This is a genomic window from Kitasatospora sp. NPDC056076, from assembly GCF_042266305.1.
In the GTDB taxonomy this organism is placed as follows: domain Bacteria; phylum Actinomycetota; class Actinomycetes; order Streptomycetales; family Streptomycetaceae; genus Kitasatospora.
In genome coordinates this window covers 377,837-401,641 of sequence record NZ_JBHJWG010000001.1, presented here as the reverse complement: position 1 = coordinate 401,641, position 23,805 = coordinate 377,837, and the positions used below count along the sequence as shown (strand labels likewise).

Below are 23,805 nucleotides of genomic sequence, written 5' to 3'. Positions count from 1 at the left end.
GGGGGGGGCCCCCGCCTGCCCCCTATGTGTTCTCCCCGGGTCTCCTCCCGGGGCCCGCGGGGGGTCCCCCCCGGCGCCCGCCCCGCTGCTGTCTGGGAATTCCCTGAGAACTACCTGTCCTTTACGTCCAGTTTGCACTCGAACTCACGTTTAGTCGAAGAATTTCAAAGGAAATTCTACGAACCGTACAGTTGACCCGGGGTGGCTTCCCGGGGTGGGATGACAAATCGGCCCCGGTCCGGCCGACACCGGCACGGCGGCCTCCCGGCCACCGCCATGACCGGGATCCCGTCCCGAAGGGCCCTTCGCACCATGTCTCCGCTCACCCGGTTCGTTCTGCCGCACGCCGCCCCCCCGGTGGCCGACGGTCGGCCTGCCGTCGACGAGGACGTGGCGTTCGGGCTGCTGCGCGCCCGCTGGCACGGCCGCGGACTGGAGCTCACCGGCTTCGCCCGCCCGCTGGACCTGGACACCGGCCGCCCCGGCTCCGCCTGGACCTGGCTGACCCTGCGCCACGAGGACGCCGCCGAACCACCGCTCCACCTGCGCTCCAGGCCCCGCAGGCTGCCCGAGGTCACCGACGACAGCGCCCAGCCGGAGCACAACCACGACTGGTCCGGCTTCACCGTCCTGCTGGAACCCTCCCGACTGCGCCGGGACGACCGCTGGCTGCTCGGCGACTGGCAGATCGGGACCACCCTCTTCACCCGCCCCCGCCCCACCCGGCTGCGCCGCCAGTACGGCACCCTCGCCCCCCACTGGTGCGGCTCCGGCGAGTACCCGCCGGCCCGCTGGGTGGACCGTGACGTCCGCCTCCAGCCGTACTTCGAGGACGACCGGCTGCAGCTGCGGCTGGAACGCCCCGGCGCCCGGCTCGACCGCGCCGAGCCGGCCGCCGACGGCATCCGGCTGGGCGGCGTCGCCGACCACTGCCCGGCCGGCACCGTGCTGCGGCTGCGGCACCGGCAGAGCGCCGCGGTGATCGAGCAGCCGCTCACCCGCGCCGGCAACACCTTCGCCGTCGAACTGCCGTACCGGCCGCTCACCTCCGACGGCCGCGGCCGCGAGGACCTGGAACACTGGGACGTCGAGCTGCTGCGCCCCGACGGCGGCACCGAACAGCTCTGCCTGGACGAGCGCGGCGGCCCGGTGGCCGGCCAGTACCCGCTGCCGCACACCCCGGACCGGGTGCTCTACCTCAAGCACCTCGCCGACGGCCGGCTCCAGGTCTGCGTCCAGCCCGCCGCCGGGATGGTCGACCGGATCGCGGTCCACTTCGGCGGCTTCGAACTGTCCGGCCACTGCCCGGACCCGGCCGCCGGGCGACTGGAGCTGGTCCTGCGGCACGGCGGCACCGCGGGCGAGGTCCGCACCCCCGTCGAGCCCGAGCCGGACGGCCGCTTCCGGGTCCGGGTGCCCGCCACCCGCACCGGCTCCGACGGCGCCGTGCTGCCGCTGCGCAAGGGCGTCTGGGAGGCCGCCCTGGAGCCGGCCGACCGCTCCGGGCCGGCCCGGCCGCTGCTCGCCGCCCCGACCGTGCTGCCCGCCCTGCCCGCCACCGCGACCACCGGCGGCAAGGACGTCCTGCTGCAGCGCCGCTGGCACGACACCCTGCTGGTGGACTCCACCCCGGTGCTCGACGCCACCGAGCGCAGCGCCTGGACCCAGGCCCGGCTGCGCACCGAGCAGTACCCGGCGGCCCGCCGCGAGCCGCTGCGCGAGGCGGTGCTGTACGACGTGTTCGGCGGCCGCGGCTACGCCGACTCCCCGCGCGCGGTGCACGCCGAACTCGTGCACCGCGGCGAGCCGTTGGAGCACCTGTGGGTGGTCGACGACGGCCAGGCCGAGCTGCCGCCCGGGGTCGTCCCGATCCGGATCTGGAGCCCCCAGTGGTACCGGGCCCTGGCCACCTGCCGGTACCTGGTCGGCAACACCCACTTCCCGGACTTCCTGGAGCGCCGCGAGGGCCAGGTCGTGGTGCAGACCTGGCACGGCTCGCTGCTCAAGCGGATCGCCCACGACGTCGACAACCCCTGGCTCGCCGACCACGGCTACCTGGAGGCGCTCGACCGGGAGACCCCGCAGTGGAGCCTGCTGCTCTCCCCCAGCCCCTTCGCCACCCCGATCCTGCAGCGCGCCTTCCGCTACGACGGCGAGGTGCTGGAGTCCGGCTACCCGCGCGGCGACGTCCTGGCCCGGCCCGAGCCCCGGGCCGCCGCGGCCGTCCGCCGCCGGCTCGGCATCCCCGAGGGCAAGCGGGTCGTGCTGTACGCGCCGACCTGGCGCGAGGACCAGCAGCGCGGCGACGGCGACGGCTTCCGGCTCGACCTGCGGCTCGACCTCGACCACGCCCGCCGGCTGCTCGGCGAGGACCACGTGCTGCTGGTCCGCCCGCACTCGCACGTGCGCGACCCGCTGCCCGGCGCCGGCGACGGCTTCCTGTTCGACTGCGGGGACTTCCCCGACCCGCAGGACCTGCTGCTGATCGCGGACGTACTGGTGACCGACTACTCGTCGATCATGTTCGACTTCGCGATCACCGGCCGCCCGGTCTACTTCTTCACCTACGACCTGGAGCACTACCGCGACACCCTGCGCGGCTTCTACTTCGACTTCGAGGCGGACGCGCCCGGCCCGCTGGTGCCGGACTCCGCGGAACTGCTCGGCGCGCTGCGCGAACTCGCCGACAGCGGCGAGCGGTCGGCGCCCGGCTACGCGGAGCGCTACCGGCGCTTCCGGGCCGCGCACTGCGCCCTGGACGACGGCGGCGCGGCCCGCCGGGTGGTCGACCGGATGATCGAACTCGGCCGCACCGCGGGGTAGTTCAGGAGAACCGGTAGGCCCGCCAGGGCCGCCAGACCTCGTCCGCGTCGAACCGGGAGAGCGAGAAGCCCGGCACCGGGAAGGACGCCCGGAACCCGCGCGCCTGCTCGTACGCGCGATCCAGCGCGTCCTCCGACAGGCCGTGGGCCACCGTCACGTGCGGGTGGTACGGGAAGGCCAGCTCGCGGGCCAGCGGGCCGGACCGCACGCCCGCCTCCAGCAGCCGGCACTCGTGCGCGCCCTCCTCGACCCGGACGAACACCACCGGGGAGACCGGCCGGAAGGTACCGGCGCCGCGCAGCAGCATCCGGAACGGCCGGTGCGCCGCGGCCACCGCCGACAGGTGGTCCTCGATCTTCGGCAGCAGCTCGGCCGGCACCTCGGTGGGCGGCAGCAGCGTGACGTGCGTCGGTATCGAGCGGGCCTGCGGGTCCCCGAGCCCGGCCCGGGCGTCCTGGATCCGCGCGCCGTGCGGGTCCGGCACGCTCACGGACACGCCGATGGTGACGACCTCCGGGAGGTCGCCACCATCGGGCATGCGCGAGAGCGGAGTCACCGCTTGGCGGCCGGGAGGAAGCCGATCCGGTCGTACACGGTCGCCAGCGTCTCGGAGGCCACCGCGCGGGCCTTCTCGGCGCCGATCGCCAGCACCCGGTCCAGCTCGGCCGGGTCGTCCAGGAAGGTGCTGGTGCGCTCCTGGAAGGGGGTGACCCACTCGGTGAACAGCTCGGCCAGCTCGGTCTTGAGGGCGCCGTACATCTTGCCCTCGAAGTGCGCGACCAGCTGCTCGACCGACTGGCCGCTGAGCGCGGAGTGGATCCGCAGCAGGTTGGAGACGCCCGGCTTCTGCTCCTCGTCGTAGGAGACCACGGTGCCGGTGTCGGTGACGGCGCTCTTGAACTTCTTGGCGCTGACCTTCGCCTCGTCCAGCAGGCTGACCAGGCCCTTGGCCGAGGAGGCCGACTTGCTCATCTTGATGCCCGGGTCCTGGAGGTCCATGATCTTCGCCGTCTCCTTGAGGATGTACGGCTTCGGGATCGTGAACGTGGGGGCGTAGCGCGAGTTGAACCGCTCCGCGATGTCGCGGGTGATCTCCACGTGCTGGCGCTGGTCCTCGCCGACCGGGACGGCGTCCGCCTGGTAGAGCAGGATGTCCGCGATCTGCAGGATCGGGTAGGTGAACAGGCCGACGGTGGTGCTGTCGGCGCCGTACCGGGAGGATTTGTCCTTGAACTGGGTCATCCGGGAGGCCTCGCCGAAGCCGGTGAGGCAGTTCATCACCCAGCCGAGCTGCGCGTGCTCGGGCACGTGCGACTGGACGAAGAGGGTGCAGTGCTCGGGCTCCAGACCGGCGCCGAGCAGCTGGGCGGCGGACACCCGGGTGTTCTGGCGCAAGGTCACCGGGTCCTGCGGCACGGTGATCGCGTGCAGGTCGACGACCATGTAGAAGGCGTCGTTCTCCTTCTGCAGGTCGACCCACTGGCGCACGGCGCCCAGGTAGTTGCCGAGGTGGAACGAGCCGGAGGTGGGCTGGATCCCGGAGAGCACCCGGGGGCGATCCTTGACCGGACCGGTGACCGCTGCGTTGACCATGCGGGCCATTCTTCCAGTTCCCCCGGTCGCTCAGGAAACCTCCGGCCCCGCAGGCTCCTCCGGTGTGACCGCACTCACCCTCACCCGGGCGATCCGCCGGCCCTCCACCTTGGCCACCGTCAGCAGCACCGCGCCGCCGCCCTCGACCGGGATCCGGGCCTGGTCGCCGTCCCGGGGCAGCCGGCCGAGCGAGGCCACCAGGCAGCCGGCCACCGTCTCGTACGGGCCCTCGGGCAGGGTGACGCCGGTCTCCTCGGTGAAGTCGCCGAGGTTGAGCAGGCCGTCCAGCTCCGTGCCGCCGCCGGCCAGTCGGCGGGTCGGCGCGGACTCCGGCCGGTCGTACTCGTCCCGGATCTCGCCGATCACCTCCTCGACCAGGTCCTCCAGGGTGACGATGCCGGCGGTGCCGCCGTACTCGTCCACCACGATCGCCAGGTGGTGGCCCTCCCGGCGCATCTCGCCCATCGCCTCCAGCACCCGCTTGGTGCCGGGCAGCAGCTTGACCGGGCGGGCCAGGTCGCGGACCTTGACGGCCTGCTCGCCGCGGGCGCCGTAGAGGTCCCGGACGTGCACGAAGCCGACCACCGCGTCGGCGCTGCCCTCGACCACCGGGTAGCGCGAGTGCGGCGAGGTCTCGGACTGGTGCCGTACGGCGGCCAGCGGGCGCTCCGCGTCCAGGAAGGTCACCTCGGTGCGCGGGACCATCACCTCGCGCAGCTGGCGCTCCCCCGCGGCGAACACGTCCGCGATCAACGCCCGCTCGTCGCTTCCCAGTTCGGTGTTGGAGGCGACCAGGCCACGCAGTTCCTCGGAGCTCATCGAGCCGCGCCCGGCCGCCGGATCGCCGCCGAACAGCCGGACCATCAGGTTGGTGGAGTGGCCGAGCAGCCAGATCACCGGGCGCAGCGCCACCGACATCACGTCCACCACGGGGGCGGCGATCACCGCGATGGACTCGGCGCGCTGCAGGCCGATCCGCTTGGGGGTGAGCTCGCCGAGCACCAGCGAGACGTAACTGATCAGCAGGGTCAGGCCGACCAAGGCGAGGGCGTCCGCCACCCCCTGGGACAGCCCCGCCCGGACGAAGAGCGGGGCGACCTTGCCGGCCAGGGTGTCCGCGCCGAACGCGGCGGACAGGAAGCCCATGCAGGTCACGCCGACCTGGACGGCCGCCAGGAAGCGGTTGGGGTCGGCGGCCAGGTGCGCGGCCCGGGCCGAGCGCCGGGTGCCGTGCGCCTCCAGCGTCCGGATCTGGCCCTCGCGCAGCGAGATCAGCGAGATCTCCGCGACGTTGAACAGGCCGCCCAGCAGGATGAAGACGAGGACGAGCGCGGCGTCCCCGAGGGTTTCGTTCACAGCGGGCCAGTGTAGGCGGCCGAGGTGTCCCGGCCCGGGCCTCCACCCCGGGGGCGAGCGGGCGAACACCCGCCCCGCACCGGGTCGGAGCGCCCCGGAGGCGAGCGGGCGAACACCCGCCCCGAGCCGAAGGGGCGCGCCGGTGCCGAAAGGGCGAGCGGGCGAACAGCAGACGGCCCGCCGCCCCCGGCGGGGGTGGCGGGCCGTCGCAAGGGCCGTGCGGCGGGGCTCAGATGAGGCCCAGCTCCTGGACCGCGTCGCGCTCCTCGGTCAGCTCCTTGACCGAGGCGTCGATGCGGGCGCGGGAGAAGTCGGAGATCTCCAGGCCCTGGACGATCTCGAACTTGCCGTCCTTGGTGGTGACCGGGAAGGAGGAGATCAGGCCGGCCGGGACGCCGTAGGAGCCGTCGGAGACGACGCCCATGGAGGTCCAGTCGCCCTCGGCGGTGCCGTTGACCCAGGTGTGCACGTGGTCGATGGCGGCGTTGGCGGCCGAGGCGGCCGAGGAGGCGCCGCGGGCCTCGATGATGGCCGCGCCGCGCTTGGCGACGGTCGGGATGAAGTCGTTCTCCAGCCAGGCCTGGTCGCTGCCGACGGCCTCGAAGGCCGGCTTGCCGGCGATCTCGGCCTGGAAGATGTCCGGGTACTGGGTCGCGGAGTGGTTGCCCCAGATGGTGACGCGCTTGATGTCGGAGACCAGGGCGCCGGTCTTGCCGGACAGCTGGCCGACCGCGCGGTTGTGGTCCAGGCGGGTCATCGCGGTGAAGCGCTCGGCCGGGACGTCCGGGGCGTTGCGCTGGGCGATCAGGGCGTTGGTGTTGGCCGGGTTGCCGACGACCAGGACCTTGATGTCGTCCGCGGCGTGGGCGTTGATGGCCTTGCCCTGCGGGCCGAAGATGCCGCCGTTGGCCGACAGCAGGTCGCCGCGCTCCATGCCGGCGGTGCGCGGACGGGCGCCGACCAGCAGGGCGACGTTGGCGCCGTCGAAGGCCACGTTCGGCTGGTCGGTGATGGTGATGTCGCGCAGCAGCGGGAACGCGCAGTCGACGAGCTCCATGGCGGTGCCCTCGGCGGCCTTGAGGCCCTGCGGGATCTCCAGGAGGCGCAGGTTCACCGGCACGTCGGCACCGAGCAGGTGGCCCGAGGCGATGCGGAAGAGCAGCGCGTAGCCGATCTGGCCGGCCGCTCCGGTGATGGTGACGTTGACGGGGGTGCGGGTCATTTCTACCTTCTCCAGCAAATCGCCAGGTGCCCCAGGCACACCGGCGCACTGGAGCCGAGGATGATCTCTCGACATCGAGAGACCGGCGTCAGGTTATCGCAAAGGGAAGCGTACGCCGCGTGTGCGGGCGTGGCTGATGCGTCACAGCGGGCTCCGCCCGGGAGGGCCCGGAACGCGCCGTGGCCCCGTCCGGGAGTCCCGGACGGGGCCGCGGCGCACGACGCCCTACCGCTGCTCGGCGCCGCCGGGCCGCGGCTCAGCGCTTGGGCCGGCCGATCAGCTGGCCGATGTTGTCCAGCAGCGGGATCTCCAGCCACGGGTTCGGCTGCGCGACCAGGGTCAGCAGCACGATCGAGGCGCCCAGGAAGGCCAGCACGATCACGTCGGTGAAGCGGCTGCGCACGGCCAGCATCCCGACCTCGGGCAGCACCAGCCGCAGCACCGCGCCGAGCAGCACGCCGGTGCCGAGGATCAGCAGCCCGTACTTGAAGCCGTCCTTGAAGTCGGCGAGCCAGGTGACCGCGAGGCCGGCGCCGACCACCGACAGGACCAGCGTTATCGGCCACTGCCGGACCGGCAGGGCGTAGTCGCGCCCGAGGGCCGGGGCGGCCCCCTCGGGCGGCAGGGTGCCGGTGGTCTTGACCGGCCGTTGCCGGGACCGCGCCGGACGCGGTTCAGTCATGCTCGCCGTCCCTCGGGGGTCAGACGCCGGCGCGGCGCTCGGCCGCCTCGACGATGTTGTTGAGCAGCATCGCGCGGGTCATCGGGCCCACGCCGCCGGGGTTCGGGGAGATCCAGCCGGCCACCTCGGCCACCCCCGGGTGCACGTCGCCGACGATCTTGCCCTCGCTGCGGCTGACGCCGACGTCCAGCACCGCGGCGCCCGCCTTGACGTCCTCCGGCTTGACCAGGTGCGGCACGCCCGCGGCGGCCACGATGATGTCGGCCTTGCGCAGGTGCGCGCCGAGGTCCCGGGTGCCGGTGTGGCACAGGGTCACGGTGGCGTTCTCGCTGCGGCGGGTCAGCAGCAGGCCGATCGAGCGGCCGACGGTGACGCCGCGGCCGACCACGACGACCTCGGCGCCGTCGATCTCGACCTCGTGCCGGCGCAGCAGCTCGACGATGCCCAGCGGGGTGCAGGGCAGCGGGCCCTCGATGCCCAGGGCCAGCCGGCCGAGCGAGGTCGGGTGCAGGCCGTCGGCGTCCTTGTCCGGGTCCATCAGCTCCAGGACCGGGTTCTGGTCCAGGCCCTTGGGCAGCGGCAGCTGGACGATGTAGCCGGTGCAGGTCGGGTCGGCGTTGAGCTCGCGGACGACGTCCTCGACGTCCTGCTGGGTGGCGGTGGCGGGCAGCTCGCGCTGGATCGAGGCGATGCCGACCTCGGCGCAGTCCTTGTGCTTGCCGTTGACGTACCAGCGGCTGCCCGGGTCGTCGCCGACCAGGACGGTGCCGAGGCCGGGCGTGACGCCCTTCGCCTTGAGGGCCGCCACGCGGGCGGCGAGTTCGGACTTGATCGCGGCGGCGGTGGCCTTGCCATCGAGAATCTGGGCAGTCATGACCCCATTCTCCCGGATCGCGGCCGCCTCCCGTACCGGGGCCGCCCCGGCGACCGGACGGGCACGGAAGGCCCGCACCACGTTGCGGTTGCGCCACAGTCTCCGCACCACGCCCACAACCGGCTGGACAGCGCGCTGCCGTCCGGTTGACGATATGCGGGCATCCCCTGCCGCGACCGGGCCCGGTGACGGGCCGACGGTCCCGCAGCAGGGCGTACCCGGGGGAAAGAGCCAGTGATCCGACCACAGCACACCGCGCAGCCAGACCGCCACGGCGCCCTCACCGCGCCGTGCCCGTCCTCGCGTTCGATCACTGGCCCGTCACAGCACTGAGCCGGCCGCGCCCGTCACCGCCGCCGGGCTGTCACCGCGCTCCGATACCGTCCCGTTCCGTCGGCGACCCGACTCGCCGGCCGCAACCGGGCCCTCCGCCGTCCCGTCCCCGCGTTCCCGCAACTGCCCGGAGGCATCCATGAGTTACCCGCCCGACCCGAACAACCCGTACGGCCAGCAGCCGCCCGCGCCGGGCTACGGCTACCCGCAGCAGGCCCCGCCGCAGCCCGCGCCGGGCTACGGCTACCCGCCCCAGGCGGCCCCCGGTTACGGCTACGCGCCGGCCGTGCCGCAGTCCATGCCGGGCCTGGTGACGACCGCCCGGGTGCTGCTGTTCATCGTGGGCGGTGTGCAGGCGATCCTCGCGCTGGTCTACCTGCTCATAGGCGCCGCCGCCAAGGACGTCACCAACACGGCCAAGGCGACCACCAGCGACAACCCGTTCACCGCGCTGGGCGACGCCGCCGCCGGCATCCTGATCGTCGTCGCGGTCCTGTTCGCGCTGTTCGCCGCGCTCTCCATCACGCTGGGCGCCAAGTTCGGCAAGGGCGGCAACAACGTCCGGATCACCACCATCGTGTACGGCTCGCTCGGCAGCCTGGTCGGCCTGCTGATCCTGGCGGGCGCCGTCAGCGCCGGCACCGCCATCGGCTATGTGATGGCCGGTCTGTGGCTGGCCATCAGCATCATCTGGATCACCGCCATGTGCACCCAGGAGGGCTCCGGCTGGTTCAACCGGCCGCGCTACTGAGCACACGGCACGACCACGACGAAGCGGCCCGGCCCCTCGACCGAGGGACCGGGCCGCTTCGTGCCGCTCAGTGGAAGAAGTGGCGGGCGCCGGTGAAGTACATCGTCACGCCGGCCTCCCGGGCCGCCTCGACGACCTGCTCGTCACGGATCGAACCGCCCGGCTGGACGATCGCCCGGACACCGGCGGCGATCAGAATCTCCGGGCCGTCCGGGAACGGGAAGAAGGCGTCCGAGGCGGCGTACGAGCCCTTGGCCCGCTCGCCGGCCCGCTCGACCGCGAGCTTGCAGGAGTCGACCCGGTTGACCTGGCCCATGCCGACGCCGACCGAGGCGCCGTCCTTGGCCAGCAGGATCGCGTTGGACTTGACGGCCCGGCAGGCCCGCCAGGCGAAGGCCAGCTCGGCCAGCTCGGCCGCGGACAGCGCCTCGCCGGCGGCCAGCGTCCAGTTCGCCGGGTCGTCGCCCTCGGCCTGCACCCGGTCCGCGTCCTGGAGCAGCACGCCGCCGGAGATCGGGCGGACCTCCTGGTGGTTGGCCGGGGCCCCGGGGGCGACCAGCACCCGCAGGTTCTTCTTCCGGGCCAGCACCTCGACCGCGCCGTCCTCGTACCCGGGGGCCACCACGACCTCGGTGAAGATCGGGGCGATCTGCTCGGCCAGCTCGACGGTGACCGGACGGTTGACCGCGATCACGCCGCCGTACGCGGAGACCGGGTCGCACTCGTGCGCCTTGCGGTGCGCCTCGGCGACGTCGGCGCCGGTCGCGATGCCGCACGGGTTGGCGTGCTTGATGATCGCGACGGCCGGCTCGGCGTGGTCGTACGCGGCGCGGCGGGCGGCGTCGGTGTCGACGTAGTTGTTGTACGACATCTCCTTGCCGTGCAGCTGCTGGGCACCGGCCAGGCCGCCGGTGCCGTCGCTGTACAGCGCGGCGCCCTGGTGCGGGTTCTCGCCGTAGCGGAGCACGTTCTGGCGCTCCCAGGTGGCACCCAGGAACTCCGGGAACCGCTCGTCGCTGGGGGCGTAGCCGGCCTCGAACCAGGAGGCGACGGCCACGTCGTAGGCGGCGGTGTGGGCGAACGCGGCACCGGCCAGGCGCTTGCGGGTGGCCAGGTCGAAGCCGCCCTCGCGGACGGCGGTCAGCACGTCGGCGTAGCGGGCCGGGTCGACCACGACGGCCACCGACGGGTGGTTCTTGGCGGCGGCGCGGACCATGCTCGGGCCGCCGATGTCGATCTGCTCGACGCACTCGTCCGGGGTGGCGCCCGAGGCGACGGTGGCCTTGAACGGGTAGAGGTTCACCACGACCAGGTCGAAGGGCTCGACACCGAGCTCGGCCAGCTGCGCGCGGTGCGACTCCAGGCGCAGGTCGGCGAGCACGCCGGCGTGCACGCGCGGGTGCAGCGTCTTCACGCGCCCGTCCAGGCACTCCGGGAAGCCGGTCAGCTCGGAGACCTCCGTCACCGGGACGCCGGCGGCGGCGATCCGGCCGGCGGTGGAGCCGGTGGAGACGATGGCGACCCCGGCGGCGTGCAGGCCCTGGGCCAGCTCCTCCAGACCGGTCTTGTCGTACACGCTGATCAGCGCGCGACGGATCGGACGGATGTTCTCCGAAACGGGGGGCGTGGTGGAGCTCGCGCTCATGCCGGGATCCATACCTTTCGGTCCTCGATGCGGTGACCTTCGCGGGCCAGCCGGCCCACGACGTCGACGAGCAGCTTGCGCTCGACAGTCTTGATGCGCTCGTGCAGCGCGTCGCCGCCATCGGCGTGGTCGGCGTCGAGCACCTCGACGACGCCCTGCGCGATGATCGGCCCGGTGTCCACTCCGGCGTCGACCAGGTGGACGGTGCAGCCGGTGACCCTCACCCCGTACGCGAGCGCGTCGGTGACGCCGTGGGCGCCGGGGAAGGACGGCAGCAGTGCGGGGTGGGTGTTGACGATCCGCCCCGCGAAGGCCGCGATGAACTCGGGGCCGAGGATCTTCATGAAGCCGGCCGTGACCACCAGGTCGGGCTGGTGGGCGGCGACGGAGGCGGTCAGCGCACGGTCCCAGTCGGCCCGGTCCGCGAAGTCCTTCACCCGGTGGACGAAGGTCGGCAGGCCCGCCCGCTCGGCACGCTCCAGGCCGGCGATCCCGTCCCGGTCCGCGCCCACGGCCACGATCCCGGCGCCGTACGCCGGGTCGGCGGCGGCGTCGATCAGGGCCTGGAGGTTGGTGCCGGAGCCGGAGACCAGCACCACCAGGCGGGCCGGTCCGGGCGTACGGGGCGGGAAGAGCTGGGCGGGGGCGGCGGCCACTGCGCGATTCTCCGTAGGTCGGGCGCCGCCCGCTGGTACGTCCACCGGCGGTGGGGCCACTACGAACGGCAGGTCGAGCGAGGGGGAACACCAGGAGAACCCGCCGCGACGCGGGACCGGGGGAACCCGTGGGAGCTGCTGACCGTCACCACGATAACGGCTGGTCGGAGGCCCCCTGCACCCTCCCTCCGGCGCTACGCGCGTAGTTGAGACGGGGATCTCCTCGGGCCCTCCGCACCGGAGTTGCGGGCGACCGGCCCCGGTACGGGCAGGCCCCCGACGGGCCCTCGAACGCTTGCGGGATCATTGGGGCGGAGGAGACCGCCCCCGAGCGCGACCCTCCGCACAAGCCCCGACCGAGAAGGAACGGCTGAACCCATGAGCAGCGGCGACGACACCGACGAGCGCAACCCCTTCGCGCCGCCGCCCGCGGACGCCCCGGACCAGCCGTGGCGGCCGCGCAGCCCCTGGCCCGGCCAGGGTCCGGAGGGCGACGGCGGCCAGGCCGGCGGTCCCGGCGGCGACCGCCCGCCGCACCCCCAGCAGTGGGGACCGGGCCCCGGCGAGGGCGGGCCCGGCCGTCGCCCCCAGGGTCCGCAGCCGCCCCGGCTCGACCTGGCGAACCCGGCCCACCGCAAGGCGCGCAACGCCGCGCTGGCCGGACCGTTCGCGCTGGTCTGCCTGTTCACCGGCTTCCACTGGATCGCCCTGCTGGCCGGCGTGCTCGGCATCGTCTGGGGCGTCGGCGCGCTCCGGGCCGGGCGGACCGCAGCCGCCCCGGCTCCCGCGGCGGCACCGGCCGGGGCGTACGGCCAGGCCGGCCCCGTCGGTGCCCCGGCGCCGAACCCGCTCACCCCGGCCGCGCTCGCCGGGATCCTCACCGGCGCGATGACCGTCATGGTCGCCACCTCGGTGATCGGGCTCAGCGTCCACTACCGGGACTACGTCACCTGCGTGCGGGACTCGCTCACCAACGTCGGCGCCGAGAACTGCGACCGGTACGCACCGCAGTGGTACGTGGACTTCAGCGGGAACGCCGAGTAGCGGGCAGGGCTCAGGAGCGGGAGCGCCGAACGCCGGCCCGACCGGGGTCAGTCGGTGGGGCGCCGGCCGGACAGCCGCAGCACGAGGGCGTGGGCACCGGCGCGCAGCCGCAGCGCGCTCCCGCGCGTCCGGGTTGCGAGCCGGGCGTAGGCGCCCGCGACGGACGCCGGGGCCCGGACCAGGTCCCCGGCCGGAGCCCCGGCCAGGTCGTCGTCCAGTGCCTCGGCCGGGTCCTCGGCCGGGGCGGGGCCGAGCGCGCGGTACCGCACCAGCAGGGCGCCCGGCACCGCCACCAGGGCGAGCCAGCCCGCCGCCGCCAGGCCCGTCCACCACGGCACCGGCCCGAGCCGGGCCATCCGCTCGGCCGCCAGCGCCCCGCCGGACAGCCAGCCCAGCACCGTCGCCCCGGTGCCGAGCAGCAGCGCGGCCGCCAGGGCCGCCGTCGCCGTCGCCGCGGGCGGCCACGGTCCGCCCCCGCCCGCCGGGGAGGGCCGGCCCGCAGCCGCCCGGCCCAGCAGGAGCGCGGGCACCAGCCCCGCCAGCAGCGGGAGCAGCAGCGCGGCCAGCCGCCAGCCGCCCGGGCCCTCCTGGGGCAGCAGGGCGAACAGCGGGAACTCCGGCACCGCGCCGAGTTCCGTCCCGCCCGGCGACACCAGCGACCCGGCGCCGACCTCGAAGCCCGGGCCCAGCGCGTACGCGGCGCCCCACAGCACCGCGTTCGGCAGCAGCACCACGGTGACCAGCAGCAGCCCGACCAGCGCGGCGGGCCCGCCGCCGAGCAGCGCCATCCCGCGCCCGCCCCCGGCCACCGCGTCCAGCACCGCCGCCACCGCCACCAGCAGCCCGCCCGCCGCGAGCAGCCCCGCCGCGGCCGCACCCGCCGCCCGGCACACCGCGGGCGTGCCCCCGGTCGGCCGCCAGCCCGGCGGGAGCCGGTCGAACAGCGCCTCGGCATGGATCCGCGCCGCGCCCCCGACCCCCTCCGTCCCGGCGGCTCCGCCGGACCGTGCGCCCGCCGCCGTCGCCAGCCCGGCCACCAGGCCCACCACCAGCAGGTCCGGCAGCACCCGGCTGCGGAACAGCCCGGCGCCCGCGCTGTGCAGCGCCACCACGACCGCCACCGCGCAGTACCCCGCCCACAGCGCCAGCGGGCCGCCCCAGCGCGAGCGCAGCCCCCGCCGTGCCGCCACCCCGGCCCCCGCCCGGTACAGCCGCACCACGGCCAGGGCCCCGAGCAGCAGCGGAGTGACCGTCAGCGGGGCGTCCGCGCCGCCGCGCAGGACCGGCGCGCCGTGCCCGAGCAGCCAGAGCGCACCCGCCAACCGGGTGGCACCGGCCGCATCGGAGTCCGCGTACGGCGTCGCCACCCAGAGCCCGAGGACCGGCACCCCGACCACCGCGAGACCGACCAGCGCCGTCCGCACCCCCGCCAACAGGTCGGCCAGCGCCGGGCGTCCACCCAATTCGCCGGGCACTTCCAGGAGCGGACGGCCCATCAGCTGCGTCATGCGCCTCATGGTGCCAAGGCGACTCGCCATGCTCCGTGAACCGGCAAACCGCCGCCGTGTCCCAGATTATTGTCTTATGCGCCTTTTCAGACCCTGCCCCCAAGCCGCCGCCGCCCCGGCCCGGAGCGTCTGATGACCACGCCACCCGCCCGTGCCACCGATCCCCTGCGGAAGCTGACCCCCCGTGAGGCCCAGGCCCTCACCCACCTGGCCGCCGGACACGGCCTCGATCACACCGCCGCCGCACTCGGCGTCACCACCGCGACCGCCCGCAGTTATCTGCACCGGGCCATGCGCAAACTCGGCTGCCCCACCGAAGCCGCCGCGATCGCCCTGCTCAGGACCGCACCCCCGACCGGCCCGGGCCGGCGCCCCCCGGCCGCCCCCACCGGCACCGACCGTACGCGAGTGGCCCCCACTGCCCCGGGAGAACGCAGCGGCATGACCAAGACCACCCCGACCGGCGGGAAGCCCGGCACCGACAGCGACCGCCGCCACCGCTCCCCCGGCGCCGGCAGCGGACCCGGCACCGGCCCCGGCCGGTCGACGGCGCACGGCGAGCCCGGCACCCCGGCGGCCTCCGGGCCGGGCCAGCAGTCCGGCCAGCACCAGGGCCAGCCGCAGGGCCCGGCCGCGCGCCCCGGGCCCGCCCCGGGCAAGCCCGAGGGTCGGCGCCGTCGTCCCGCGGACGGCGCGCGCGGCCCACAGGGGGCCGGGCGCAAGCCGGGCACCCCCACCGCCGCCACCGCCGCCGCGGTCACCGCCCCGACCGCCGCCCCGGGCCCGGCCGCCCCGCAGCCACCCGCGGCCGCCCGGCCCGCGGCCGCGTCCGTGGCCGGTCCCGGTTCCGGTTCCGGTTCCGCCCCTGGCGGGCGCGACGCCGCCGACTCCCGTGAACGGATCAGCGCGGCCCTCAGCGAGGCGGGCCACGGACGGGACCTGACGGAGAGCTTCGAGGAGCTGTACGAGGCCGCGCACACCCGGCTGGTGCAGCAGGTGTTCCTGCTGACCGCCTGCCGCCACCGCGCGGTGCACTGCGTGCGGCGGGCGTTCGGGGAGGCCCGGCAGGACTGGGGCGGGGTGGTCGGCTCGGGCGATCCGGAGGGCTGGGTGCGGGTGCGGGCCTGCGAGCTGGCGCTGTCGCCGTGGCGGCGCGGCGGCCCCCGGCGGGTGCACGCGTGGACGCTGCCGCACCGACGGATCCGGGTCCGGCCGGCCGACGAGGCCCAGTCGGTGCTGCCGGACCACGACCGGTTGACCGACCGGGACAAGTCGCTGTTGAAGGCCCTGCGGCGGCTGTCCCGGCCGCAGCGGCGGGCGCTGGTGCTGCACGACGGGCTGGGGCTGCCGGCGGCGGCGGTCGCGGTGGAGGTGGAGTCGACCCGGGCGGCCGCCGAGGGGCGGGTGTGGGCGGCGCGGGCGGCGCTGGCGCAGTGGGTGCCGGAGCTGGTGGGGCCGGACCCGGCGGCGCCGGGGTTCGCGGACGGGCTGAGCGGGCTGCTGCACCGGGCGGCGGTGCGGGGCTGCCCGGAGCCGCACCGGGCGCCGGTGCCGGTGCTGCGGGCCAAGCACCGGATGGGCACGGCCGCCCGGACGGGCGCGGCGGTGCTGCTGACGGTGGCCGTGGGCGGGGCGACGGTGGCGACGCTCTCCGGGCTGCGTCCGGCGGCGCTGTTCCACCGGCCGGAGCAGCCGGTCCCCGCGCTCTGCGTGCCGGCCCCGACGGCGGAGGTGGAGGCCCCGGGCGTGCCGCTGCTGCCGGGCGGGGCGCCGAACGGCATCACCAGCCTGTGGTGCAGTCCGACGCCGGGGCTGGAGGCGGTGGTGGCGGAGCCGCAGGCCCAGGCGGTCGCGCGCTGGGAGCTGCCGGCCGCGGCCCGGGGCGTGGCCCCGCCGCCACAGCAGGACCCGGCGGTCTGCCCGACCTGGTCGCCGCTGCCCTGCGCCACCGGTCCGGGGCACTGAGGCGCCGACGGCACCGGGAACGGCGAGCGCCCCCGCCCACAGGGGCGGGGGCGCTCGGCGCGCGGGTGACCGGGATCAGCCCTTGGCGGCGATGATCTCGCGGGCCAGGCGGGCGGTCTCGGACGGCGTCTTGCCGACCTTGACACCGGCGGCCTCGAGGGCCTCCTTCTTCGCCTGGGCGGTGCCCGAGGAGCCCGAGACGATGGCGCCGGCGTGGCCCATGGTCTTGCCCTCGGGGGCGGTGAAGCCCGCGACGTAGCCGACGACCGGCTTGGTGACGTGCTCGGCGATGTAGGCCGCGGCACGCTCCTCGGCGTCGCCACCGATCTCACCGATCATGACGATGATCTCGGTCTCCGGGTCCTCCTGGAAGGCCTTGAGGGCGTCGATGTGGGTGGTCCCGATGACCGGGTCACCGCCGATGCCCACGGCCGAGGAGAAGCCGATGTCGCGCAGCTCGTACATGAGCTGGTAGGTCAGGGTGCCCGACTTCGAGACCAGACCGATCTTGCCGGAGGTGGTGATGTCGGCCGGGATGATGCCGGCGTTCGACTGTCCGGGGCTGATCAGGCCGGGGCAGTTCGGGCCGATGATCCGGGTCTTGTTGCCCTTCGAACCGGCGTGCGCCCAGAAGGCGGCGGTGTCGTGCACCGGAACGCCCTCGGTGATGACGACGGCCAGGCCGATCTCGGCGTCGATGGCCTCGATGACGGCGGCCTTGGTGAAGGCCGGCGGCACGAAGAGGACGGAGACGTCGGCGCCGGTCTCCTTCATGGCCTCGGCGACGGAGCCGAAGACCGGGATCTCGGTGCCGTCGACGTCGACCGTGGTGCCGGCCTTGCGCGGGTTGACACCGCCGACGATCTGGGTGCCGGAGGCGAGCATGCGGCGGGTGTGCTTCATGCCCTCGGCGCCGGTCATGCCCTGGACGATGACCTTGCTGTCCTTGGTAAGGAAGATAGCCATGGTGTTAAGTCCCCTTCCTTACTTGTTGGCCAGCTCGGCGGCGCGGTCAGCGGCGCCGTCCATGGTGTCCACGCGCTGGACCAGCGGGTGGTTGGCGTCGTCGAGGATCTTGCGACCCAGCTCCGCGTTGTTGCCGTCCAGGCGGACGACCAGCGGCTTGGTGACGTTCTCGCCCTTGCTCTCCAGGAGCGCGAGGGCCTGCACGATGCCGTTGGCGACCGCGTCACAGGCGGTGATGCCGCCGAAGACGTTGACGAAGACCGACTTGACGTCGGGGTCGCCCAGGATGATCTCCAGGCCGTTCGCCATGACCTCGGCGGAGGCGCCGCCACCGATGTCCAGGAAGTTGGCGGGCTTGACGCCGCCGTGGTTCTCACCGGCATAGGCGACCACGTCGAGGGTGCTCATGACGAGGCCCGCGCCGTTGCCGATGATGCCGACCTGGCCATCGAGCTTGACGTAGTTCAGGCCCTTGGCCTTGGCAGCGGCCTCCAGCGGGTTGGCCGCGGCCTTGTCCTCGAGCGCCTCGTGCTCGGGCTGACGGAACTCGGCGTTCTCGTCCAGGGAGACCTTGCCGTCGAGCGCGATGATCTTGCCGTCGCCGGACTTGATCAGCGGGTTGACCTCGACGAGGAGGGCGTCCTCCTTGATGAAGACGGTCCACAGCTTCTGCAGGACGTCGGCGACCTGGTCGGCGACCTCGGCCGGGAACTTCGCCGCGGCGACGATCTCGGCGGCCTTCTCCGGGGTGCAGCCCTCGTTGGCGTCGACCGGGATCTTGGCGAGCGCCTCGGGGTTCTGCTCGGCGACGACCTCGATCTCCACGCCGCCCTCGACGCTGGCCATGGCCAGGAAGGTGCGGTTGGTGCGGTCCAGCAGGAACGAGACGTAGTACTCGTCCTTGATGTCCGCGGTCTGGGCCAGCATCACCTTGTGAACGGTGTGGCCCTTGATGTCCATACCGAGGATCGCCTCGGCCTTGGCGACGGCGTCGGCCGGGTCGGCGGCGAGCTTCACGCCACCGGCCTTGCCACGGCCGCCGACCTTCACCTGAGCCTTGACGACGGCGCGTCCGCCGAAGCGCTCGGCGATGGCGCGAGCGGCTTCGGGGGTCTCGATGACATCACCGTCAAGCACGGGCACGCCGTGCTTGGCGAAGAGGTCCCTCGCCTGGTACTCGAACAGGTCCACGTGTGTTCGTCCTTGTTCGTGGTCGCGGATTGTGTCTCTACGAGCGTGCCACGGCAGGATCTTCGCTGCGGGTCGTCGAAGCGGTGCGGGTACGCAGAGGTACGGCCTTGCGGCCCACACAGCCACGGGCGCACACGTCAATCAACACGCGCGTCACGTCCGTCTGGCAGGTTATCCCCGTGGGACGGGACTGTTCCGCCCGGGGCCTGTCCGCCATGGGTGAGAACCGTCACAGATCGGCCTCCGGCCGTCGACGGCACCCGCGGTCCACCGATCGAGTGATTCACACGTTCGAGTGAAGTCGTCACCCCCCGGTCAAAGCTCCCGGTCAGGGGCTCCCGGTCAGAGCTCCCCGTCGGCCGCCCCCGTCGGGTGCTGCGGGATCGGACGCTTCTCGATCGCCGCCGCCATGATCCCGGGGAAGGCGTCCGGGGTGCAGGCGAAGGCCGGGGCGCCGAGCGCGGCCAGGGCGGCGGCGTGGGCGTGGTCGTACGCGGGGGCGCCCTCGTCGGACAGCGCGAGCAGCGCGACGAACTGGACGCCCGCCGCCTTCATCGCGGCGACCCGCCGCAGCATGCCGTCCCGGACACCGCCGTCGTACAGGTCGCTGATCAGCACCACGACGGTCTCCGACGGCCGGGTGATCCTCGACTGGCAGTAGGCGAGGGCCCGGTCGATGTCGGTGCCGCCGCCGAGCCGGGTGGCGAACAGGACGTCCACCGGGTCGGTCAGCTGCTCGGTGAGGTCGACCACCGAGGTGTCGAAGACGACCAGCCGGGTGTCCAGGCTGGGCATCGAGGCGAGCACCGCGCCGAACACCGCGGCGTGGACGACGGACGGCGCCATCGAGCCGGACTGGTCGACGCAGAGGATGACGTCCTTCCTCACCGCCCGCCGGGCCCGGGCGTGGCCGACCAGCCGCTCGGGCACGACGGTGCCGTGCTCGGGCAGGTAGTTCCTCAGGTTGGCCCGGATCGTCCGGTCCCAGTCGATGTCCCGGTGGCGCGGCCGGTTCACCCGGGCGCTGCGGTCCAGGGCTCCGCCCAGGGCGGTCCTGGTCCGGTCCGCCAGTCGGCGCTCCAGGTCGGCGACCACCTTGCCGACCACGGCCCGGGCGGTCTCCCGGGTGGTCTCGGGCAGCGCGTGCCGGAGCGACAGCAGGGTGCCGACCAGGTGCACGTCCGGCTCGACGGCCTCCAGCATCTCCGGCTCCAGCAGCAGCCGGTCCAGGCCGAGCCGGGTGATCGCGTCCTGCTGCATCAGCTGGACGACGGTGGACGGGAAGTACTCCCGGATGTCGCCCAGCCAGCGGGCCACCTGCGGGGCCGAACCGCCCAGCCCGGCCCCGCGGCGGCCGCCCCGGGGCGGCCTGCCGCCCTCCTCCGGCGCACCCCGGTAGAGCGCGGCGAGGGCGCCGTCCATCGCGGCGTCGCGACCGCGCAGGGTGCAGCCGGTCCCGTCGGCCGCGCCGCCGAGCACCAGGCGCCAGCGGCGCAGCCGTTCGTCGGTCGGGGTCGCTGCCATCGGGTCCTCCTGGTGCGGCGGGCGGGTCGGGGGTGGCGGCCGGGGTCAGGTGTCGCGGCCGGCGGGCTGGCGGGGGATCCGCGGGCGGACGCCGAGCAGGACGGCCAGCACCGGGACGGCCGCGTCGGCGCGGTCCGGGTCCAGTGCGCCGCCGGTCCCGGGCGCCGCCGGGGCAGCGTCCAGCGGACCGGCGGCGACCCGGGCGCCGATGGTGGTGCGCACGCCCGCCTCCAGCCCGGCGAAGGTGCGCCGCAGCAGTGGCAGGACATCGGTGAACACCTCGCCGCCGACCCCGCAGAGCCACTCGTCCAGCAGGGCGAGCAGCCGGGGGTCGTGCAGCAGCAGGGCGCCGCCGCCGGCGAGGAAGCCCTCGACCCAACCGGCCGCGTCGGCCGGGGCGTTGGCCGTCGACAGCACCAGCCGGAGCCGTCGGCCGACCTCCTCCGCGTCCAAGCGGCCGTCGTCGAGCAGCAGCCGGACGGCGCGGCCGCGCAGCAGGCCGGGGACGCCGGTGGCCGGGGAGCCGGCGGGCTCACGGCGGGCCAGCGAGCGCAGGGCGGTGGCCCAGCGGTCGGGCAGTCCGTCGGGCAGTCCGCCGGGGGCCCCGGCGGCATCGGCGACAGCAGCAGTACCGGCAGCGGCGGGGCCGGCGGCGGCCGGGCCCGGGCCGAGCAGGGCGATCGCGCCGTGCACCTCGTCGATCCGGGCCCGCATCGCCGCCGCCCCGTCCGCGTCCAGGCCGACGCAGGCGGGTGGCAGCCCGACGCAGACCCGCTCGGCCAGCCCGGCCGCGGCCCCGGCCAGCGCGCCGTGGTCGGTGCCGCGCACGTCGCCGTAGCGCAGCGCCCGGACCAGTGCCGGCAGCGCGGCCGCCAGGTGCGCGACATCGGTGTCCAGGGCCGCGCAGTCCGCCAGCACCCGCATCACCGCGGGCAGCGCACCGGACAGCCCGGCCAGCAGGCAGGTCTCCACCAGGCCGGTCAGCTCGGCGAGTTCGACGGCGGCGCGGGCGGTGCCGACCGCCTTGCCGACGGCGGCCTGCTCCACCGTGGTGCCCCACTGGGCGGCCTCGGCGATCCGGACCGCGAACTCCGGCTGCCAGCAGAGCCGCCAGCTCTCCCGGAAGGTGCCGGTGGAGTGGACCGGGGACCGGGCCGGCACGCCCCACCCGACACCCAGCAGCCGCAGCCGGTGCAGCAGCCGGGAGCGGGCCGCGTCGGTGTCCTTGCGCAGGTCGAGGTCGAGGTCCCGGGGCGCGGCCTCCGGTCTGAGCCGCAGCGAGCGCTGCAGCCGCGCCAGGTCGCGCTGCAGCGGCACCGCCGGTGCGCCGTCCGGCACCTCGCCGAGCGCGTCGCCGACCACCAGGCGGTCCCGGACGAGTTCCAGCGCGACGTCCGAACCCTCGCAGAGCACCGCGCGGACGGCGTCCAGGGTCTCGGTCAGCCCGGCGAGCGGGCGGCCGCGCAGCACCGCGAGGGTCTCGGCGAGCCGGACCGCCTCGATCACGTGGGCGGAGGAGACCGGGTGGTCCTCGGCGCGCAGCAGGTCGGCGGCCCGGGTGAGCCAGCGCGGCACCGGGTCGCCCTCGGTGCTGAACAGGTGGTGGTACCAGCCGGGCGACCGGACGCCCGCGCCGTAGCCGGCGGCCTGGGAGAGCCGGCGGTGCGTCCACGGGATCCAGGTGATGTCCGCCCGCACCCTCTTCGGCAGCCCGGCGAGCAGGGCCCGGTCGTGCGCGACGGTGGGCGCGGTCGCCAGCGCGGGCACGTGGAAGGCGCCGCAGACCACGGCGATCCGGCGGTGACCGGCCCGCCGGGCGGCCCGGATCCGCTGGCGCATGTGGGCCTCCCGCAGCTCGTCCCGGCGGGACTCGCCGAGGCCCTCGGCCCGCAGCGCCGCCATCGCCTCGGCGACGGCGGCGAACGGTGCCAGCGCGTCCGCGCCGGGGGCGCGGTGCTCGACCACGTCCTCCCACCAGCGCTCCGGGTCGTCGTGGCCGGCGGCCCCGGCGAGCAGCGCCAGCGGGTCCGTGGGCAGTTCCTCGGCGGCCTCCCCGCCCTCCTCGGCCGGGTCGTCCGCCCGGTCCCAGGGCCGGTCCCCCGCGGCCGGCGCGAAGGCGTACCCGGCGGGCAGGTCGATGAAGTGCACCGGCAGGCCGTGGTCCACCGCGTACCGGATCGCCACCCACTCCGGGGAGAACGCGGCGTACGGCCAGAACGCGGCCCGCGACGGGTCGTCCACCGCGTGGGCGAGCAGGGCGACCGGCGGCACCAGGTCCTTCCCGGCCGCCAGGTGGACGACGGCGTCGGCCTCCACCGGGCCCTCGATCAGCACCGCGTCCGGCCGCCACTGCGCCAGCGCGGCCGCCACCGCCCGGGCCGAGCCGGGGCCGTGGTGCCGGATGCCCAGCAGGGCGACCTCCGAGGTCACGCCGTCACCTCGCGGGCCGCGCGGTAGAAGTCCTTCCAGCCGTCGCGCTCGCGCACCACCCCTTCGACGTACTCGCGCCACACCGCCCGGTCCGCCACCGGGTCGCGGACGACCGCGCCGAGGATGCCGGCCGTCATGTCCCCGGCGCGCAGCACGCCGTCGCCGAAGTGGGTGGCCAGGGCCAGGCCGTTGGTCACGACCGAGATCGCCTCGGCGGTGGAGAGGGTGCCGCTCGGGGTCTTGACCTTCGTCCGGCCGTCCACGGTGAGACCGGCCCGCAGCTCCCGGAAGACCGTCACCACGCGCCTGATCTCCTCGGCGCCGCCGGGCAGTTCGGGCAGGTCGAGGGAGCGGCCGAGCTGGTTGACCCGGCGGGTGACGATGTCGACCTCCTCGTCCAGCGAGCCGGGCAGGGGCAGCACCACGGTGTTGAAGCGGCGGCGCAGCGCGCTGGACAGCTCGTTGACGCCGCGGTCCCGGTCGTTGGCGGTGGCGATCACGTTGAAGCCGCGCACGGCCTGCGTCTCGCCGCCCAACTCCGGTACCGGCAGGGTCTTCTCGGACAGGATGGTGATCAGGCCGTCCTGCACGTCGGCCGGGATGCGGGTGAGCTCCTCGATCCGGGCGAGCTTGCCGTCCGCCATCGCCCGCATCAGCGGCGAGGGCACCAGGGCGTCCCGGCTGGGGCCTTGGGTCAGCAGCCGGGCGTAGTTCCAGCCGTACCGGACGGCCTCCTCGGGGGTGCCCGCGGTGCCCTGCACCAGCAGCGTGGAGTCGCCGCTGACCGCGGCGGCCAGGTGCTCGGACACCCAGGTCTTCGCGGTGCCGGGCACGCCGAGCAGCAGCAGCGCGCGGTCCGTCGCCAGGGTGGTGACGGCGACCTCGACGATCCGGCGCGGACCGATGTACTTGGGGGTGATCCGGGTGCCGTCCGGCAGCTCGCCGCCGAGCAGGTACGTCGCCACGGCCCACGGCGAGAGCTTCCAGCGCTCGGGGCGCGGGCGGTCGTCCTGGGCGGCCAGCGCGGCCAGTTCGCCGGCGAACGCGTCCTCGGCGTGCTGCCGCAGAACGTCGGTCATGGGGGGCTCCTTGAGGTCGGCCGCCGGGCCCGCGGGTGCCCCGGTGGTGAGGTGAACGGAGGGAGCCAGGTCGGCGTCCCGGCCTGTGGGAACCACCTTGCAACGCGGCACTGACAACCGCCGGGCGGGCGCCGGACGGGCCGTCAGCCACTGTCAGTGCCCC

18 protein-coding genes are annotated in these 23,805 nt (G+C 74.8%); 4 read left to right on the top strand and 14 right to left on the bottom strand.

Annotated elements, in window-relative coordinates; all coding sequences use genetic code 11:
• The first annotated feature begins 312 nt into the window (after positions 1-312).
• A complete protein-coding gene (locus ACFC1T_RS01925) occupies positions 313-2,823 on the top strand; it encodes a CDP-glycerol glycerophosphotransferase family protein (protein ID WP_375882238.1) in 2,511 nt (836 codons plus the stop codon).
• A 1-nt stretch (position 2,824) separates the two neighbouring features.
• Here the strand turns inward: ACFC1T_RS01925 and ACFC1T_RS01920 are convergent, their stop codons facing one another.
• The 6 genes from ACFC1T_RS01920 to ACFC1T_RS01895 all read right to left on the bottom strand — a co-directional run bounded on the left by ACFC1T_RS01920 (position 2,825) and on the right by ACFC1T_RS01895 (position 8,550).
• The gene (locus tag ACFC1T_RS01920; RefSeq protein WP_375882236.1) at positions 2,825-3,361 is read right to left on the bottom strand and encodes a 2'-5' RNA ligase family protein; all 537 of its coding nucleotides are present in this window, start codon (positions 3,359-3,361) and stop codon (positions 2,825-2,827) included.
• A 14-nt stretch (positions 3,362-3,375) separates the two neighbouring features.
• The gene (gene trpS / locus ACFC1T_RS01915) at positions 3,376-4,416 is read right to left on the bottom strand and encodes a tryptophan--tRNA ligase (protein ID WP_375882234.1); all 1,041 of its coding nucleotides are present in this window, start codon (positions 4,414-4,416) and stop codon (positions 3,376-3,378) included.
• Between the two features lie 30 nt (positions 4,417-4,446).
• Positions 4,447-5,772 carry a hemolysin family protein gene (locus tag ACFC1T_RS01910; RefSeq protein ID WP_375882231.1) on the bottom strand — a complete coding sequence of 442 codons (1,326 nt, stop codon included), beginning with the start codon at positions 5,770-5,772 and terminating at the stop codon, positions 4,447-4,449.
• A gap of 229 nt (positions 5,773-6,001) precedes the next feature.
• Complete coding sequence (locus ACFC1T_RS01905) at positions 6,002-6,994, bottom strand: malate dehydrogenase (protein WP_375882229.1); 993 nt, start codon at positions 6,992-6,994, stop codon at positions 6,002-6,004.
• Between the two features lie 256 nt (positions 6,995-7,250).
• A complete protein-coding gene (locus ACFC1T_RS01900) occupies positions 7,251-7,676 on the bottom strand; it encodes a DUF3017 domain-containing protein (RefSeq protein WP_375882227.1) in 426 nt (141 codons plus the stop codon).
• A 19-nt stretch (positions 7,677-7,695) separates the two neighbouring features.
• Positions 7,696-8,550: a bifunctional methylenetetrahydrofolate dehydrogenase/methenyltetrahydrofolate cyclohydrolase gene (locus tag ACFC1T_RS01895; protein WP_375882225.1), complete on the bottom strand. Its 855-nt coding sequence runs from the start codon at positions 8,548-8,550 to the stop codon at positions 7,696-7,698.
• 472 nt (positions 8,551-9,022) lie between these two features.
• Between ACFC1T_RS01895 and ACFC1T_RS01890 the strand changes: the two genes are divergently transcribed.
• Positions 9,023-9,634, top strand: a complete 612-nt coding sequence (locus tag ACFC1T_RS01890) for a hypothetical protein (protein ID WP_375882223.1) — start codon at positions 9,023-9,025, stop codon at positions 9,632-9,634.
• Between the two features lie 67 nt (positions 9,635-9,701).
• Here the strand turns inward: ACFC1T_RS01890 and purH are convergent, their stop codons facing one another.
• A complete protein-coding gene (purH, locus tag ACFC1T_RS01885) occupies positions 9,702-11,279 on the bottom strand; it encodes a bifunctional phosphoribosylaminoimidazolecarboxamide formyltransferase/IMP cyclohydrolase (RefSeq protein ID WP_375882220.1) in 1,578 nt (525 codons plus the stop codon).
• Positions 11,276-11,935 (bottom strand): phosphoribosylglycinamide formyltransferase, encoded by a 660-nt coding sequence (purN, locus tag ACFC1T_RS01880; RefSeq protein WP_375882217.1) that lies wholly within the window; start codon positions 11,933-11,935, stop codon positions 11,276-11,278. The genes purH and purN overlap by 4 nt, the downstream gene beginning before the upstream one ends.
• A 378-nt stretch (positions 11,936-12,313) precedes the next feature.
• Between purN and ACFC1T_RS01875 the strand changes: the two genes are divergently transcribed.
• A complete protein-coding gene (locus ACFC1T_RS01875; protein ID WP_375882216.1) occupies positions 12,314-12,979 on the top strand; it encodes a hypothetical protein in 666 nt (221 codons plus the stop codon).
• Positions 12,980-13,026: 47 nt separating this feature from the next.
• On the opposite strand, the gene ACFC1T_RS01870 is transcribed toward ACFC1T_RS01875, so the two are convergent.
• On the bottom strand, positions 13,027-14,487 hold the full coding sequence (locus ACFC1T_RS01870) for a DUF6350 family protein (protein WP_375882214.1): 1,461 nt from the start codon (positions 14,485-14,487) through the stop codon (positions 13,027-13,029).
• Between the two features lie 132 nt (positions 14,488-14,619).
• Between ACFC1T_RS01870 and ACFC1T_RS01865 the strand changes: the two genes are divergently transcribed.
• Positions 14,620-16,452, top strand: a complete 1,833-nt coding sequence (locus tag ACFC1T_RS01865) for a LuxR C-terminal-related transcriptional regulator (RefSeq protein WP_375882211.1) — start codon at positions 14,620-14,622, stop codon at positions 16,450-16,452.
• A gap of 75 nt (positions 16,453-16,527) precedes the next feature.
• Here the strand turns inward: ACFC1T_RS01865 and sucD are convergent, their stop codons facing one another.
• The 5 genes from sucD to ACFC1T_RS01840 form a co-directional block, all read right to left on the bottom strand.
• The gene (gene sucD / locus ACFC1T_RS01860) at positions 16,528-17,418 is read right to left on the bottom strand and encodes a succinate--CoA ligase subunit alpha (protein ID WP_375882209.1); all 891 of its coding nucleotides are present in this window, start codon (positions 17,416-17,418) and stop codon (positions 16,528-16,530) included.
• A gap of 18 nt (positions 17,419-17,436) precedes the next feature.
• Positions 17,437-18,609, bottom strand: a complete 1,173-nt coding sequence (sucC, locus tag ACFC1T_RS01855) for an ADP-forming succinate--CoA ligase subunit beta (RefSeq protein WP_375882207.1) — start codon at positions 18,607-18,609, stop codon at positions 17,437-17,439.
• Positions 18,610-18,951: 342 nt separating this feature from the next.
• Complete coding sequence (locus tag ACFC1T_RS01850) at positions 18,952-20,133, bottom strand: VWA domain-containing protein (protein WP_375882205.1); 1,182 nt, start codon at positions 20,131-20,133, stop codon at positions 18,952-18,954.
• A gap of 45 nt (positions 20,134-20,178) precedes the next feature.
• Positions 20,179-22,563 (bottom strand): DUF5682 family protein, encoded by a 2,385-nt coding sequence (locus ACFC1T_RS01845; protein ID WP_375882202.1) that lies wholly within the window; start codon positions 22,561-22,563, stop codon positions 20,179-20,181.
• Positions 22,560-23,642, bottom strand: a complete 1,083-nt coding sequence (locus tag ACFC1T_RS01840) for an AAA family ATPase (protein ID WP_375882199.1) — start codon at positions 23,640-23,642, stop codon at positions 22,560-22,562. The genes ACFC1T_RS01845 and ACFC1T_RS01840 overlap by 4 nt, the downstream gene beginning before the upstream one ends.
• Positions 23,643-23,805: the final 163 nt, after the last annotated feature.